The sequence below is a fragment of the Streptomyces sp. NPDC033966 genome (genome assembly GCF_055575955.1).
Window position 1 is genome coordinate 651,489 of record NZ_JBVIRQ010000003.1, and the last position, 12,418, is coordinate 663,906.

15 protein-coding genes are annotated in these 12,418 nt (G+C 75.0%); 8 read left to right on the top strand and 7 right to left on the bottom strand.

Features of this window, described 5'->3' with window-relative positions:
- Positions 1-55: 55 nt before the first annotated feature.
- Positions 56-307: a hypothetical protein gene (locus tag ACZ518_RS11905; protein WP_469112883.1), complete on the bottom strand. Its 252-nt coding sequence runs from the start codon at positions 305-307 to the stop codon at positions 56-58.
- Between the two features lie 162 nt (positions 308-469).
- Between ACZ518_RS11905 and ACZ518_RS11910 the strand changes: the two genes are divergently transcribed.
- The 5 genes from ACZ518_RS11910 to ACZ518_RS11930 all read left to right on the top strand — a co-directional run bounded on the left by ACZ518_RS11910 (position 470) and on the right by ACZ518_RS11930 (position 4,344).
- The gene (locus ACZ518_RS11910) at positions 470-1,717 is read left to right on the top strand and encodes a sensor histidine kinase (RefSeq protein WP_469112884.1); all 1,248 of its coding nucleotides are present in this window, start codon (positions 470-472) and stop codon (positions 1,715-1,717) included.
- Positions 1,714-2,379, top strand: coding sequence for a response regulator (locus ACZ518_RS11915; RefSeq protein WP_469112885.1), 666 nt, complete (start codon positions 1,714-1,716; stop codon positions 2,377-2,379). Before ACZ518_RS11910 ends, ACZ518_RS11915 begins: the two co-directional genes overlap by 4 nt.
- Before the next feature lie 133 nt (positions 2,380-2,512).
- The gene (locus ACZ518_RS11920) at positions 2,513-2,812 is read left to right on the top strand and encodes an SHOCT domain-containing protein (protein ID WP_469112886.1); all 300 of its coding nucleotides are present in this window, start codon (positions 2,513-2,515) and stop codon (positions 2,810-2,812) included.
- Between the two features lie 103 nt (positions 2,813-2,915).
- On the top strand, positions 2,916-3,548 hold the full coding sequence (locus ACZ518_RS11925; protein WP_469112887.1) for a pyridoxamine 5'-phosphate oxidase family protein: 633 nt from the start codon (positions 2,916-2,918) through the stop codon (positions 3,546-3,548).
- Positions 3,549-3,606: 58 nt separating this feature from the next.
- Entirely contained in the window at positions 3,607-4,344 is a 738-nt protein-coding gene (locus tag ACZ518_RS11930) for an SOS response-associated peptidase (protein WP_469112888.1), read from the top strand.
- A gap of 57 nt (positions 4,345-4,401) precedes the next feature.
- Here ACZ518_RS11930 and ACZ518_RS11935 read toward each other — a convergent pair whose 3' ends face one another.
- The 3 genes from ACZ518_RS11935 to ACZ518_RS11945 all read right to left on the bottom strand — a co-directional run bounded on the left by ACZ518_RS11935 (position 4,402) and on the right by ACZ518_RS11945 (position 6,981).
- Entirely contained in the window at positions 4,402-5,532 is a 1,131-nt protein-coding gene (locus tag ACZ518_RS11935; RefSeq protein WP_469112889.1) for a sulfite oxidase, read from the bottom strand.
- Between the two features lie 75 nt (positions 5,533-5,607).
- Positions 5,608-6,222 (bottom strand): HAD family hydrolase, encoded by a 615-nt coding sequence (locus ACZ518_RS11940; protein WP_469112890.1) that lies wholly within the window; start codon positions 6,220-6,222, stop codon positions 5,608-5,610.
- Positions 6,223-6,225: 3 nt separating this feature from the next.
- On the bottom strand, positions 6,226-6,981 hold the full coding sequence (locus ACZ518_RS11945; protein WP_469112891.1) for a DeoR/GlpR family DNA-binding transcription regulator: 756 nt from the start codon (positions 6,979-6,981) through the stop codon (positions 6,226-6,228).
- 72 nt (positions 6,982-7,053) lie between these two features.
- On the opposite strand from ACZ518_RS11945, the gene ACZ518_RS11950 reads away from it, so the two are divergent.
- From ACZ518_RS11950 to ACZ518_RS11960, 3 genes are all read left to right on the top strand, one after another.
- Positions 7,054-8,298, top strand: coding sequence for an MFS transporter (locus tag ACZ518_RS11950; RefSeq protein WP_469112892.1), 1,245 nt, complete (start codon positions 7,054-7,056; stop codon positions 8,296-8,298).
- A gap of 89 nt (positions 8,299-8,387) precedes the next feature.
- Positions 8,388-9,182, top strand: coding sequence for a class I SAM-dependent methyltransferase (locus ACZ518_RS11955; protein WP_469112893.1), 795 nt, complete (start codon positions 8,388-8,390; stop codon positions 9,180-9,182).
- A 191-nt stretch (positions 9,183-9,373) separates the two neighbouring features.
- The gene (locus tag ACZ518_RS11960) at positions 9,374-9,718 is read left to right on the top strand and encodes a hypothetical protein (protein ID WP_469112894.1); all 345 of its coding nucleotides are present in this window, start codon (positions 9,374-9,376) and stop codon (positions 9,716-9,718) included.
- 54 nt (positions 9,719-9,772) lie between these two features.
- Here the strand turns inward: ACZ518_RS11960 and ACZ518_RS11965 are convergent, their stop codons facing one another.
- The 3 genes from ACZ518_RS11965 to ACZ518_RS11975 are packed head-to-tail and all read right to left on the bottom strand — an operon-like array spanning position 9,773 to position 12,365.
- On the bottom strand, positions 9,773-10,435 hold the full coding sequence (locus tag ACZ518_RS11965) for a methionine ABC transporter permease (RefSeq protein ID WP_125595503.1): 663 nt from the start codon (positions 10,433-10,435) through the stop codon (positions 9,773-9,775).
- Positions 10,432-11,484, bottom strand: coding sequence for a methionine ABC transporter ATP-binding protein (locus ACZ518_RS11970; RefSeq protein ID WP_469112895.1), 1,053 nt, complete (start codon positions 11,482-11,484; stop codon positions 10,432-10,434). Before ACZ518_RS11970 ends, ACZ518_RS11965 begins: the two co-directional genes overlap by 4 nt.
- Complete coding sequence (locus ACZ518_RS11975; RefSeq protein WP_469112896.1) at positions 11,481-12,365, bottom strand: MetQ/NlpA family ABC transporter substrate-binding protein; 885 nt, start codon at positions 12,363-12,365, stop codon at positions 11,481-11,483. The genes ACZ518_RS11970 and ACZ518_RS11975 overlap by 4 nt, the downstream gene beginning before the upstream one ends.
- Positions 12,366-12,418 lie beyond the last annotated feature (53 nt).

Here is a 12,418-nt window from a genome sequence, read left to right on the forward strand (position 1 = left end):
GTTGAGCGCGGGCGGGGCGGGGCGGGGCGGTGTGCGGCGGGGCGGGACGGGGACGTCAGGGCACGTCGGTGTCCGTCGGCTCGGCCTCGTAGACGTGCGGGGCGTCCCCCTGCCACTCGATGAGGGGCGGCGCGCCGCCGAGCACCACCTCGTCGGGGTCCGGGACCTCGGCGCGGCGCAGGAACTCGATCACGTCCGCGTCGGTGTGCGCCGTACCGAGGGCCGCGTCGCGGTCCTGGACGCGCAGGGTGACCCGGCGGCCGCCCGAGGGGGAGATGCGGTGGACGACGATCGGCGCGTGCTCCATGCCTCCACCCTGGAGCCGGTCCGCCGCCGACGCATCCGGGACGGGCCCGGCGGCCGGGCCCGGGGGCCGTGCGGTGTACACCCGTGTACTACGGCGGGAGTACGCCGGGAACGCTACGCGGGGGTGACGCCGGTGACGGGGGAGCCGGTCTAGCTTGACGGTATGGAAACGCGGAGCGAGCGCCGGGGACCCCCGTGGCGGTGGCGGCACTGGGTGGAGCGGACCGGGCGGGGCCCGGCCTGGCGGTCCGCGCTGCTCGTCGCCGTGGTCCAGCAGGTGGGCTCCGGCTGGGCCGCGCAGATGCAGGGCGGCCGGTCGGCGCTGGACTGGTCCGCGCGGATCCTGCTGCTGCTCGGGCCCGCCCTGCTGGTGGTGCGGCACCGGCATCCGGTGGCCGTGGTGTACGGGGTCAGCGCCGTGACCCTGGTCTACCTCGGGGCGGGCTTCCCGTACGGCCCCGTCTTCGCGAGCCTGGCCGTGGCCTGCCTGGCGGCGGTGGTGGCCGGGCGGAGCCGGGCGGCCTGGGGTGCGGTCGGCCTGCTCTGGGCCGGGCACCTGCTCATCGGCCACTGGCTCTACCGCAGCCTGCCGCCGGCCGGTGACGGGCCGGCTCCCTGGGCGCAGGAGCTGGGCGCCACCGCCTGGGTGCTCGCGATACTCGCCGTCTGCGAACTGGTCCGGGTCCGCCGAGAGCAGTGGGCGCGCGAGCGGGCCGAGCGGGCGGCGGCCGCCCGGCGCCGGGCCGATGAGGAACGGCTGCGCATCGCCCGCGAACTGCACGACGTACTGGCCCACAGCATCTCCCTCATCAACGTCCAGGCGGGCGTGGGGCTGGCCCTCCTCGACAGCGACCCCGAGCAGGCCCGTGCCGCGCTCACCACCATCAAGGCGGCCGGCAAGGAAGCCCTCGGCGAGGTCCGCCAGGTCCTCGACACCCTGCGCACGCCCGGCGCGGCCCCCCGCACCCCCGCCCCGGGCCTCGACCGCCTGCCCGAGCTCGTCGAACAGGCGGCCGCCACCGGGCTCACCGTGGAGACCGGCAGCGAGGGCCGGGCCCGCGGCCTGCCGCCCGGCGCCGACCTGGCCGCCTTCCGCATCCTCCAGGAGGCGCTCACCAACGTCGTGCGGCACTCCGGTTCGCGCAGTGCCCGCGTCCTCCTGCGCTGGCGGCCCGACGCCCTCGAACTGCGCGTCGACGACGACGGCCCGGCCACCGGCGGCCCGGCCGGCGGCAGCGGCAACGGCCTCGCCGGAATGCGCGAGCGGGCCGCCGCGCTCGGCGGCACCATCGAGGCCGGCCCGCGCCCCGACGGCGGCTTCCGGGTGACCGCCAGGCTCCCGCTGGCCGCCGCCGAGCCCGACCTGCCCGCCCCGCCCGCCCCGCCCGCCCCGCCCCGGGAGGATCCGTGATCCGCGTCCTGCTCGCCGACGACCAGCTGCTCGTGCGGGCCGGGTTCCGCGCACTCCTCGACGCCCAGCCCGACATCGAGGTGGCCGGCGAGGCGGCCGACGGCGCGCAGGCCGTCCGCCTCACCCGCGAACTGCGCCCCGACGTCGTCCTGATGGACATCCGCATGCCGCTCCTCGACGGTCTCGCCGCCACCCGCGCGATCACCGCGGACCAGACGCTGGCCGACGTCCGGGTGGTCATGCTCACCACCTTCGAACTCGACGAGTACGTCTTCGAGGCGATCCGCGCCGGAGCCTCCGGATTCCTGGTCAAGGACACCGAACCGGAGGAGCTGCTGCGCGCGGTACGGGCTGTGGTCGACGGGGACGCGCTGCTCTCGCCCGGGGTCACCCGCCGCCTGATCGCGGAGTTCGCCGCCCGCTCCCGCCGGCCGGCCCCCGCCGAGGGCCTGGAGCGGCTCACCGACCGCGAGCGCGAGGTCATGGCCCTGGTCGGCACGGGCCTGTCCAACGAGGAGATCGCCCGCCGCCTGGTCGTCAGCCCGCTCACCGCGAAGACGCACGTCAGCCGGACGATGGTCAAACTCGGCGCCCGCGACCGCGCCCAGCTGGTCGTCCTCGCCTACGAGACCGGCCTGGTCCGCCCCGGCTGGCTCGGCTGACCCCCGCACCGCACCCGGGGTACTCCCGAGGGAGTACCCCGGGTGCAGCCGCCCGTACGACGACCCGGTCCCCCTCCCGGAGCCAGTCTCGGAGCAGTACGAGAAACCCACGCCTCCGAGGAGCTGAACCGAGATGGACACCCTCACCACCCTCGCCTACGACGGGCCCGGCCCGTGGATCCTGTTCTTCCCCCTGATCTGGGCGGCGGTCGTGCTCGCGGTCGTCACCGTGCTGCGCCGCACCGTCTGGCGCGGCGGCGGCCGCCCCGGTCCCAGGCAGTCCCCCCGGGGAGCCGCGTACGGGGCGCACTCGCCGCTCGCGGTCCTGGGACGGCGCTTCGCCTCCGGCGAGATCGACGAGGACGAGTACTGGCGCCGGCTGTCCGTCCTGGACGAGCAGTTCGGCCGCTCCCTCAAGGACGGCGCCGCCTGAGCCCCCACCCCCGGGGCGGCACCGGGGTCCGTGGAATGATCACGAGACAGCCGCACCGGGGGCGGGCAGTCGTCCCCGGGATCCGACCCGGGGGAGACCGACGATGGAACAGACCGGAGCCGTGGAGATCACCTCCGAGGCCGAACTGCGCGAACTCCTCGGCCCGGTGGCACCCGCGGCCGCCGCGAAGGAGCGGCCGTCCCTGCACGAGCACCACCGGCAGTGGATCGCCCGCTCCCCGCTCTGCCTGATCGGCACCTCCGCCGCCGACGGCAGCTGCGACGTCTCCCCGAAGGGCGACCCGCCGGGCTTCGCCAAGGTCCTCGACGACACCACCCTCGTGATCCCCGACCGCCCCGGGAACCGCCGCGCGGACAGCTACCGCAACATCCTCGCCAACCCGCACGTCGGGCTGCTCTTCCTGGTCCCCGGCCGGGGCGACACCCTCCGCGTGAACGGCCGGGCCCGGCTGCTGCGGGACGCCCCGTTCTTCGACACGATGACCGTCAAGGGCCACCGGCCCGCGCTCGCCCTGGTCGTGGAGACCGAGGAGGTCTACTTCCACTGCTCCCGCGCCTTCCTGCGCTCCGGCCTGTGGAAGACGGACACCTGGGACCCCGAGGCGGCGCCCTCCCGGGCGAGCATCTCCAAGGCACTGGAGAAGCCCGAGCAGCCGCTGGAGGAACTGGAGCGGTACTACGGCCCCACGTACGCCCAGAACGACCTGTACGGCTGACACACCGGGCCCCGGGCGACGCCCCCGCCGGCCCGGGCCGCGTGGCAGGCTGGAGGGCATGTGCGGCCGATACGTCTCCACCCGCAGCCCCGAGGACCTGTCGGGCCTCTTCCAGGTACCCGGCCCCGCCCCCGACGTGGTGCTGCCGCCCAGCTGGAACGTCGCCCCGACGGATCCGGTGTGGGCGGTGCTGGAGCGCGCCGACCGGGAGAGCGGGGTCCTGGAACGGCAGCTGAGGGCGCTGCGGTGGGGGCTGGTGCCGTCCTGGTCGAAGGGACCGGGCGGCGCGGCCAAGATGATCAACGCGCGGGTCGAGACGGTGGGGGAGAAGCCCGCCTACCGCCGGGCCTTCGCCAAGCGCCGCTGCCTGCTGCCCGCCGACGGCTTCTACGAATGGGAGGCCGTCCCGGCCGCCGGGCCCGTGAAGGCGTACAAGCAGCCGTACTTCATCACGCCCGAGGACGGCACGGTGATGGCGATGGCGGGCCTGTACGAGTTCTGGCGCGACCCCGCCGTCGCGGACGGGGACGACCCGGCCGCCTGGTGGGCGACCTGCACCGTCATCACCACCGAGGCCACCGATGCCGCGGGCCGCGTCCACCCCCGGATGCCCCTGGCCCTCGCCCCCGCCGACTACGACGCCTGGCTCGACCCCGCGCACCAGGACCCCGACGCCCTGCGCGCCCTGCTGGCCGCCCCCGCCGGAGGCCGCCTGACGGCCCGCGCGGTGAACACGGCGGTCAACAGCGTGCGCAACAACGGCCCCGAGCTCCTCGAGGACGCCCGGCCGTCCTGAACCACCGCCCCCCACTCCTCACCCCTCACGGCCGGGGCACACGTGGCCGCCGGCCCGCTACGCCCCCGGCGGCAGCACCACCACCGGCACCCGCTGGACCAGGTTGTTGCCGAAGCCCCCGCGGTTCCAGGGCTGTTCGAGGGGCTGGGTGAGGCCCGCCGCGTCCGTGGCGCGGACCACGAGCGTGTGGCTGCCGGGAACGGCCGTCCACGGGGCGTGCCAGGCCTGCCACGCCCAGCCGCCCGGCTCCCGCGCCGCCACCTCGGCGTCCGTCCACGTACGGCCGCCGTCGCCGCTGACCTCGACCCGGGTCACCGGGCCGTGCCCCGACCAGGCGCGCCCCTCCAGCCGCACCGGCCCGGCGCGCACCACGCGGACGCGGGACATGAAGTCGGGGAACCCCGGCGGGACCATCAGGGCCCGCGGCGCGATCCGGGTGACCGGCTCGCCGGGGTCCTCGGCGGTGGTCCGGTAGCGGTAGGCCACGGCCTGCTGGAACCCGGTGAAGGGCGCGTCGGCCAGGGTGATGTCCCGCAGCCACTTCACATGGGCCATGCCGTACCAGCCCGGCACCACCAGCCGCAGCGGGAAGCCGTGCTGCGGCGGCAGGGGCGCGCCGTTCATCGCGTACGCGAGCAGCACCCCGGGGTCCGCCCCGGTGGCGACCGGCAGGGGCAGGCTGCGCCGGTAGTCCTGTTCCACGCCCCGCTCCACCCCGTGGTCGGCGCCGGTGAACACCGCCTCCACCGCCTCCGGCAGCACCCCCGCCTCCGCGAGCACGGTCCGCAGCGGCACCCCCGTCCAGTCGGCGGTGCCCACCGCCTCGACCAGCCACGGCTGGCTCACCGGCCGGGGCGTCAGCCGCGCCCGCCCGTTGCCCGCGCACTCCATCGTGACCCGCCGGGTGACGGCCGGCAGCGCCCGCAGGGCGGCCAGGTCCAGCGACAGCGGGGTCCGCACCCGGCCGCCGACGCCGAGCCGCCAGCCGGCGGCGCCGGGGCCGACGTCGGGGATGTCGTAGTGGACCAGTACGTAGTGCAGCCCGGGCGGCGTGACCTCGTACCGCAGCGCCTCCAGCGGGAGCCCGTGGTTGCGGGCGGCGAGGGCCAGCTCCTCGGCGCTGATGCCCTCGCCCTCGGCCGCCACCCGCCCCGGGGTGCTGACGCCGCTCAGGGACGCCTCTTCCATCCCCTCATGGTCGCGCGCCCGGAGCGCCGCCGCCCGCCGCGCGGCCACCCCAGGGGGTGTCCGCGACGGCACGCCCTAGCGGGCGAGCGCCTCGCGCAGCGCGGCCGCCGAGGTGAAGCGGTGGCCCCGGATGCCGAGGGCGCGGGCGGCGTCGACGTTCTCCTGCCGGTCGTCGACGAACAGGACCCGGCCGGGTGCCGCGTCCAGCGCCCGCAGGCACCACTCGTAGGCGCCGGGCGCCGGCTTGGCGTGGCCGATCCGGCAGGACAGGCCCCGCACCTCGAAGTGGGCGAGCCAGGGGTGGTGGCGCTCGTAGTGGACGGCGAGCTCCTCCGGGATGTTCGACAGCAGCGCGATCCGCCGTCCGGACGCGGCCAGTTCCCCGATCAGGTCCACCATCTCCGCGTCCACGGCGCTCCAGCTCGCGATGTCGGCCTCCACGAGCGCGGCGACCCGGCCCGGTCCGAAGCCGGTCCCGAGCGCTCCGGCCACCAGGCGCCAGTACTCCGGTCCGTCCACGGCGCCGCTGTCGTAGGGCGGCCGCAGCGCCCAGTACGCCTCCCAGAAGGCCTCCCCGGACATCCCGGATGTCCCGGACACCCCGGCCGCCTCGGCCAGGCGGGCCTTGCCCTGCGGTGACTGGTGGCGGGCGATGACGCCGAACATGTCGAACAGCAGGATCTCGTCCATCGCTCACACCTTCCGTACGGTCACGCCGGCCGCGGCCAGGGCGTCGGCCTCGTCCTGCGGGGCCCCCTCGTCGGTGACCACGGCGTGCAGCGCGGAGGCGGGCAGCACGTGCGCGAGGGCGGTGCGCGAGAGCTTGGCGGACTCGGTGACGGCGATGACGCGGCGCGCGGAGGCGATCGCGGCGCGCTTGACGGCGGCGTCGGCCAGGTCGTAGGCGGTCAGACCGTCCTTCGCGCTCAGGCCGCAGCAGCCGATGACGGCGGTGTCGAAGCGCAGGGCGGCGAGGGAGGCCTCGGTCAGCGGCCCGGTGAGGGCGAGCTCGCCCTTGCGCGGCGCCCCGCCCGGCAGCAGCAGTGTCAGGCGGGGCGCGTCGGCGAGGGCGTTGGCGGCGTGCAGGGACAGCGGCATGACGGTGAGCCGGCGGTGGTGCAGGGCGCGCGCCACCTCCAGGCAGGTGGTCCCGCTGTCCAGGACGACCGATTCCCCGTCCGCCAGCAGGGCCGTGACCTCGGCGGCGATGCGCCGCTTGGCCTCCAGCCCGTCCCGGGCGCGCAGCGGGAAGGGCGTCTCCTCCCCGCGCAGCAGCAGGCTCCGCGCCCCGCCCCGGTAGCGCTCCAGCACCCCCTGTTCGGCGAGGGCCTCCAGGTCGCGGCGGATGGTCATCTCGGAGGCGCCGGTGAGCTCCGCGAGCTCCGTGACGCTGCGGCTGCCGCTCGCGCGGACGGCGTCGGTGATCTGCCTCAGGCGGTCTGCACTCATACCCGAATTGAACATCGGCGATGTTCGAAAGGCAAGTTTCGAACATGAAGGGTGTTTGTTATGTTCGGTTGCATGCAGTCAATCGCACACGGCCCCGGACTCCAAGGGCCGCCCCCCTCCGTACGCCTGCGGAAGGGGCGGCGGGCCACCTTCGCCTACTTCGCCCTCAACGGCTTCCTCATGGGCATGTGGATCGTGCACATCCCGGTGGTGCGGCACCGCATAGGTGCCGACCACGCCCTCCTCGGCTGGCTCCTGCTCCTCCTCGGCGCCGGCGCCTTCGCCGGCATGCGGGTGGCCGGACCGCTCACCGACCGCTTCGGCGCGCACGTGACCGTCCCCGCCGGCGCCGCCCTGTGCGCCGTCGCGCTGGTGCCGCCCGCCTGGGCGGGCGACGCGCCCGCGCTGGGCGCCGCGCTGCTGCTGCTCGGCTTCGGCAACGGCTGCCTCGACGTCGGCATGAACACGCACGCCGTCCAGGTGGAACGCGGCTACGGGCGCCCCGTCATGTCCGCCTTCCACGCCGTCTTCTCCGTCGGCGGCGCCCTCGCCGCCCTGGCCGGCGCCGCCGCCCTGGGCCTCGGCCTCCCGGCCGCCGCCACCCTCGGCGCCACCGCCCTCGGGGGTTTCCTCCTCGCGGTCCTCGCCGCCCCCGCCCTGCTGGACCCGGACCCCGCGCCCGGCCCCGCGCCGGCCCCCGCGCCGGCCGGCGCCCCTGCCGCCCGCCGGGCCCGCCGGGCCTCGCCGCGCGTGCGGATGCTGGCCGTACTCGCCTTCCTGCTGATGCTCTGCGAGGGCGTCGCCAACGACTGGAGCGCGCTGCACCTCAAGGACTCCCTCGGCGCGCCCGCCGCCACCGCCGCCCTCGCCTACGGGGCCTTCGCGACCGCCATGACCGCCGGGCGGTTCCTCGCCGACCGGGTGGCGGCGCGCACCGGGCCCGTCGCGGTCCTGCGCTACGGAGCCGCCCTCGCGGCGGCCGGCCTGGCCCTGGCCGTGGCCGCGCCCGGCGTCCCGGCGGCCCTCGCCGGCTGGACCCTCTTCGGCGCCGGCCTCTCCGGCTGCGTCCCGCAGCTCTTCAGCGCGGCGGGCCACGCGGACCCGGAGGCCGCCGGGGCCAACGTCGCCCGCGTCGCGGGCCTGGGCTACCTCGGCATGCTCGCCGGCCCCGCGGTGATCGGCCCCCTCACCCGCCTCGTACCGCTCGGGCCGGCCCTGCTGCTGCCTGCGGCCTGCTGCGCCTTCGCGGCCCTGGCCGCCCGCGCGCTCCGGCCGGAAGGGCCGGCCGGGTCCCAGCCGAGGGTGTCCGAGAGGTAGCCGCGCAGCGCGCGCTCGAGCTCGCGCACGAGATACCGGGCCGTGTCGCGGTACCGCGCCGGGGCCGGCGCGGGTCGATAGTGGGGGCTGTGAGCGACTCGGTGCGGGATTCCGGGGACCAGGACGCCGCCGGCGCGGCCGCCTGGTCCGGGAGTGAGGGAGCGCGGGCCTTCGCCGCGCTGGAGGCGGCCACGGACTGGCTGCTCGGCTACCCGTTCGTCTTCCGGGCCCTGGCCCGCGGGCGGATCGGCACCGGGAAGGTCCTCGTGGACTACGGATGCGGTCTCGGCAAGGTCGCCGGGCACGCCGCCCGGCTGCTGGGGGCGCGGGTCGTGGGGGTGGACACCTCGCCCGAGATGCTGGCCCTGGCCCGCGCCTCGGACACCGGGGCGGCCGAGTACCACCTGGTCGAGGACGGCCGCGTGGCCGCCCTGGCGGACGGCAGCGCGGACGCGGTCATGTGCAGCCACGTGCTCGCCTCCCTGCCCGACGAGGAAGCGGTGCTGGCCGTGTTCCGGGAGGCCCGCCGGCTGCTGCGCCCCGGCGGCCCGTTCGTCCTGCTGGCCACCGACCCGGCCTGCACCGGCACCGAGTACGCCTCCCTGCGGATCGGGGACCCGGGCGCGGTGTACGCGCCGGGCCAGGAGCTGACCGTACGGCTGAGGCGCACCGACGGCTCCTGGCAGGAGGTGCGCAACCACGCCTGGCCCGTCGGTCTCCTGCCCGGGCTGCTGGAGCGGGCCGGCTTCCGGGACGTGGCCCAGCACCGTCCGACGGTGGCGGAGGCGGGGGAAGCGGCCGATGCCGCCCTCGTGGCGAGCCGCCCCTGGACGGCCGAACGGGAGAGGCCGCCGCTGGTGGTCACCACGGCCGTGGCCGCCTGAAGCGGCCGGGGAGGCCCCTGATCCGAACAGGTTTATCTCGGGCGATAGTTCGACTTCCGAGATATCAAGCCGAAAGTCAGACAATCCTGTGACTCATATGACAGCCTGCTGCGCACGGCAGGGGTGCGAAGGCGCCCGGCCGTGACCGGGGAGGTCACATGCGTGGATCACTGCTGCGTAAATCCCGTGGGGTGCTGACGGGTTCCCTGCTGGCGCTCGGCATCGTCGGCCTGAGCGCCGCTCCGGCCAGTGCCTGGACGGGAGGGAACGTCTGGGTCAACTTCGGCAGCTGGAACTGCCCGGCCGGCGGCTCCGTCGTCGGGGTGTACTGGGCGGTGGACGCCTATTCCAGCGGTCCGGCCGGCGGCGACTGGGGTGACAACGTCATCTACCCGCGCGTCCGGGTGGGATCGGGGGCGTACAACACCCTGAGCTACCAGACGATGTGCAAGAAGTGGGGCTGGTACACGTACCGCGGCGTGGTGGGCCAGCGGACGCTGACCCCGTACAAGTCGGGCCTGAGCTACACCTACTGACCGTCGGCGGCGCCCCGTGCCGGGGGCGCCGCCGTCCTGCGCGACCAGGGGCGGTCAGCGCCGGAGGATCCGGCGCGAGACGCGGTCGCCCAGGAACTGGGCCGACTGCACCAGCACGATCAGGACCAGTACGGTCACCACCATCACGGACGTGTCGAAGCGCAGGTACCCGTACGTCATGGCCAGGTTGCCCACCCCGCCGCCGCCGACGGTGCCCGCCACCGCGGAGAAGTCGATCAGCGCGACGAGCATGAACGTCAGGCCGAGCACCAGCGGCCCGAGGGCCTCCGGGACCAGCACCGTGAGCAGGATCCGCAGCGGGCCGGCCCCCATCGAACGGGCCGCCTCGACGACGCCCGGCTCCACGGCCAGCAGGTTGGACTCCACGATCCGGGCGATCCCGAAGGTGGCCACGACCGTCATCGGGAAGACCGCGGCATCGGTGCCGATCATGGTGCCGACCACCGCCCGGGTGACGGGGGCGAGGGCCACGATCGCGATGATGAAGGGGATGGGCCGGATGACGTTGATGAACGTGCCGAGCACCGCGTGCACGACCCGGTTCGGCAGGACGCCGCCCTTGCGCGTGGCGTAGAGGGCGAGCCCGACGGCGAGGCCGCCCGCGCTGGACAGCGCGAGGGTGATCAGCACCATGTAGACGGTCTCGCCGGTCGCGTCGAGGACCTTCGGCCAGAAGGTGCTCCAGTCGGCCTTCACCGCACACCCGCCTTCCGGCGGCCGGACGGGTCGAGGCCCGCTTCGACGGCCTCGACCGCCGCCCGCTCGCCCCGCAGTTCGATGGTCACGCTGCCCAGCGGGCGCCCGCGGACCTCGCCGACCCCGCCGTGGACGAAGGTGAAGTCGACGCCGTGCTCGCGCAGCAGCGGCGAGAGGCCTTCCATGACCGGTACGCCGTCGACCACCGGTACCGTCACGAGCCGCCCCGGATGGCGGGCGCGCAGCCGTTCCAGGAGTTCGCCGTCCGGTTCGGCGTGCAGCGCCGAGCGGACGAAGGCGGCCGTGGTGGGGTGCTGCGGGCGCGCGAAGACCTCGTAGACCTCGCCGGTCTCCACCACGCGGCCGTCCTCCATGACCGCCACCCGGTCGCAGAGGCCGCGTACGACCTCCATCTCGTGGGTGATGAGCACGATGGTGACGCCCAGTTCGCGGTTGACCCGGCGGAGCAGGGCCAGCACCTCGCCGGTCGTCTGCGGGTCGAGGGCGGACGTGGCCTCGTCGCACAGCAGCGCCTTGGGGCGGGTGGCGAGGGCGCGGGCGATGCCGACCCGCTGCCGCTGCCCGCCGGAGAGCTGTTCGGGGTAGCGCTTGCCGTGCCCGGAGAGCCCGACGAACTCCAGGGTCTCCTCGGCGCGTGCCCGGGCGGCGGCCCGGTCCAGGCCGGCCAGGCGCAGCGGGTAGAGGACGTTGCCGAGAACGGTGCGGGAGCGGAAGAGGTTGAACTGCTGGAAGACCATGCCGATTTCCCGGCGTACGGGCCGCAGCCCGCGCTCGCCGAGGGCGGCCAGGTCGTGGCCGTCGACCAGGACGCTGCCCGAGGTGGGCTCCTCCAGGCCGTTGACCAGGCGCAGCAGGGTGGACTTGCCGGCGCCGCTGTGTCCGACGACCCCGAAGACGGTGCCCGCCCCGACGGTCAGGCTGACGTCGTCGACGGCGACGGCCCCGCCCGGGAACTCCTTGCGCACGGCGCGGAATTCGACCGCGGGGTGGTGGGCGGCCGCCGGGTGGCCGGAGGGTGCGGCGGTCACTTCGCCAGCTGCTTCGTGATGCGGGCCAGCTCGGCCTGGAGCTCTGGGGCGGGCAGGTCGATGTGGTGGGCGGTGCCGTTGCTGGTGCGGCGGACCTCGTCCTGGACGGCCTGGGAGGCGTACAGCTCGACGATCTTCGCGTAGTCCGGGTCGTCCTTGCGGTCCGCGCGGGCGGCGATGACGTTGAGGTACGGAACGGACTGCGGGCTCGCCGGGTCGTCCTTGAACAGGGCGGTCTTGGCGTCGATGCCGGCGAGTTCGGCGACACCGTCGTTGATGACCGCGGCGTCCGCGTCCTTGAGGGTGCGCGGGGTCTGCTGGGCGTTCACCGGGGTGATCTTGATGTGCTTGGGGTTGGCGGTGATGTCGTCGGGGGTGGCGAAGAGCCCGGCGTCCTTCTTCAGCTCGATGACCTTGGCCTGTTCCAGGACGCGCAGTCCGCGGCCCTGGTTGGCGGGGTCGTTGGGCAGGGTGACCGAGGCCCCGTCGGGGAGGTCGGCGAGCTGCTTGTGCTTGGCGGAGTAGAGGCCGAGCGGTACGACCGTGGTCGCGGCGACGGGGGCGATGTCGGTCTTGTTCTCGGTGTTGGACTGGGCGAGGAAGACCAGGTGCTGGAAGGCGTTGAGCTCGATGTCGCCCGCGCTGAGCGCCTTGTTGGGCAGCGAGTAGTCGTCAAAGACCACCGTCTCGACGGTGAGTCCCTCCTTCCTGGCCTCCTTGGCGAGGACGTCCCACTCGGGGGAGTCGCCCGAGACGCCCACGCGGATGCGCTTGCCCTCCGAGCCCCCGAACCCGCAGCCGGAGACGAGCAGCGCGAGGGCGGTCGCGGTGGTGGTGAGGGCGAGGGCGGTGCGGCGGCGGCGCGGTGGAACAGCAGACATCGTGGGATCCAGAGGTAGAAGAACGCGTCAAGCGCGGTACCTCTGAACAGTAG

What these genes read in the sequence shown, in the direction of transcription:
- ACZ518_RS11950 (WP_469112892.1), top strand. Translation starts at nt 7,054, where the DNA reads ATGCAGTCAATCGCACACGGCCCCGGACTCCAAGGGCCGCCCCCCTCC.
- ACZ518_RS11945 (WP_469112891.1), bottom strand. Translation starts at nt 6,981, where the DNA reads ATGAGTGCAGACCGCCTGAGGCAGATCACCGACGCCGTCCGCGCGAGC.
- ACZ518_RS11905 (WP_469112883.1), bottom strand. Translation starts at nt 307, where the DNA reads ATGGAGCACGCGCCGATCGTCGTCCACCGCATCTCCCCCTCGGGCGGC.
- ACZ518_RS11930 (WP_469112888.1), top strand. Translation starts at nt 3,607, where the DNA reads ATGTGCGGCCGATACGTCTCCACCCGCAGCCCCGAGGACCTGTCGGGC.
- ACZ518_RS11925 (WP_469112887.1), top strand. Translation starts at nt 2,916, where the DNA reads ATGGAACAGACCGGAGCCGTGGAGATCACCTCCGAGGCCGAACTGCGC.
- ACZ518_RS11920 (WP_469112886.1), top strand. Translation starts at nt 2,513, where the DNA reads ATGGACACCCTCACCACCCTCGCCTACGACGGGCCCGGCCCGTGGATC.
- ACZ518_RS11935 (WP_469112889.1), bottom strand. Translation starts at nt 5,532, where the DNA reads ATGGAAGAGGCGTCCCTGAGCGGCGTCAGCACCCCGGGGCGGGTGGCG.
- ACZ518_RS11975 (WP_469112896.1), bottom strand. Translation starts at nt 12,365, where the DNA reads ATGTCTGCTGTTCCACCGCGCCGCCGCCGCACCGCCCTCGCCCTCACC.
- ACZ518_RS11910 (WP_469112884.1), top strand. Translation starts at nt 470, where the DNA reads ATGGAAACGCGGAGCGAGCGCCGGGGACCCCCGTGGCGGTGGCGGCAC.
- ACZ518_RS11940 (WP_469112890.1), bottom strand. Translation starts at nt 6,222, where the DNA reads ATGGACGAGATCCTGCTGTTCGACATGTTCGGCGTCATCGCCCGCCAC.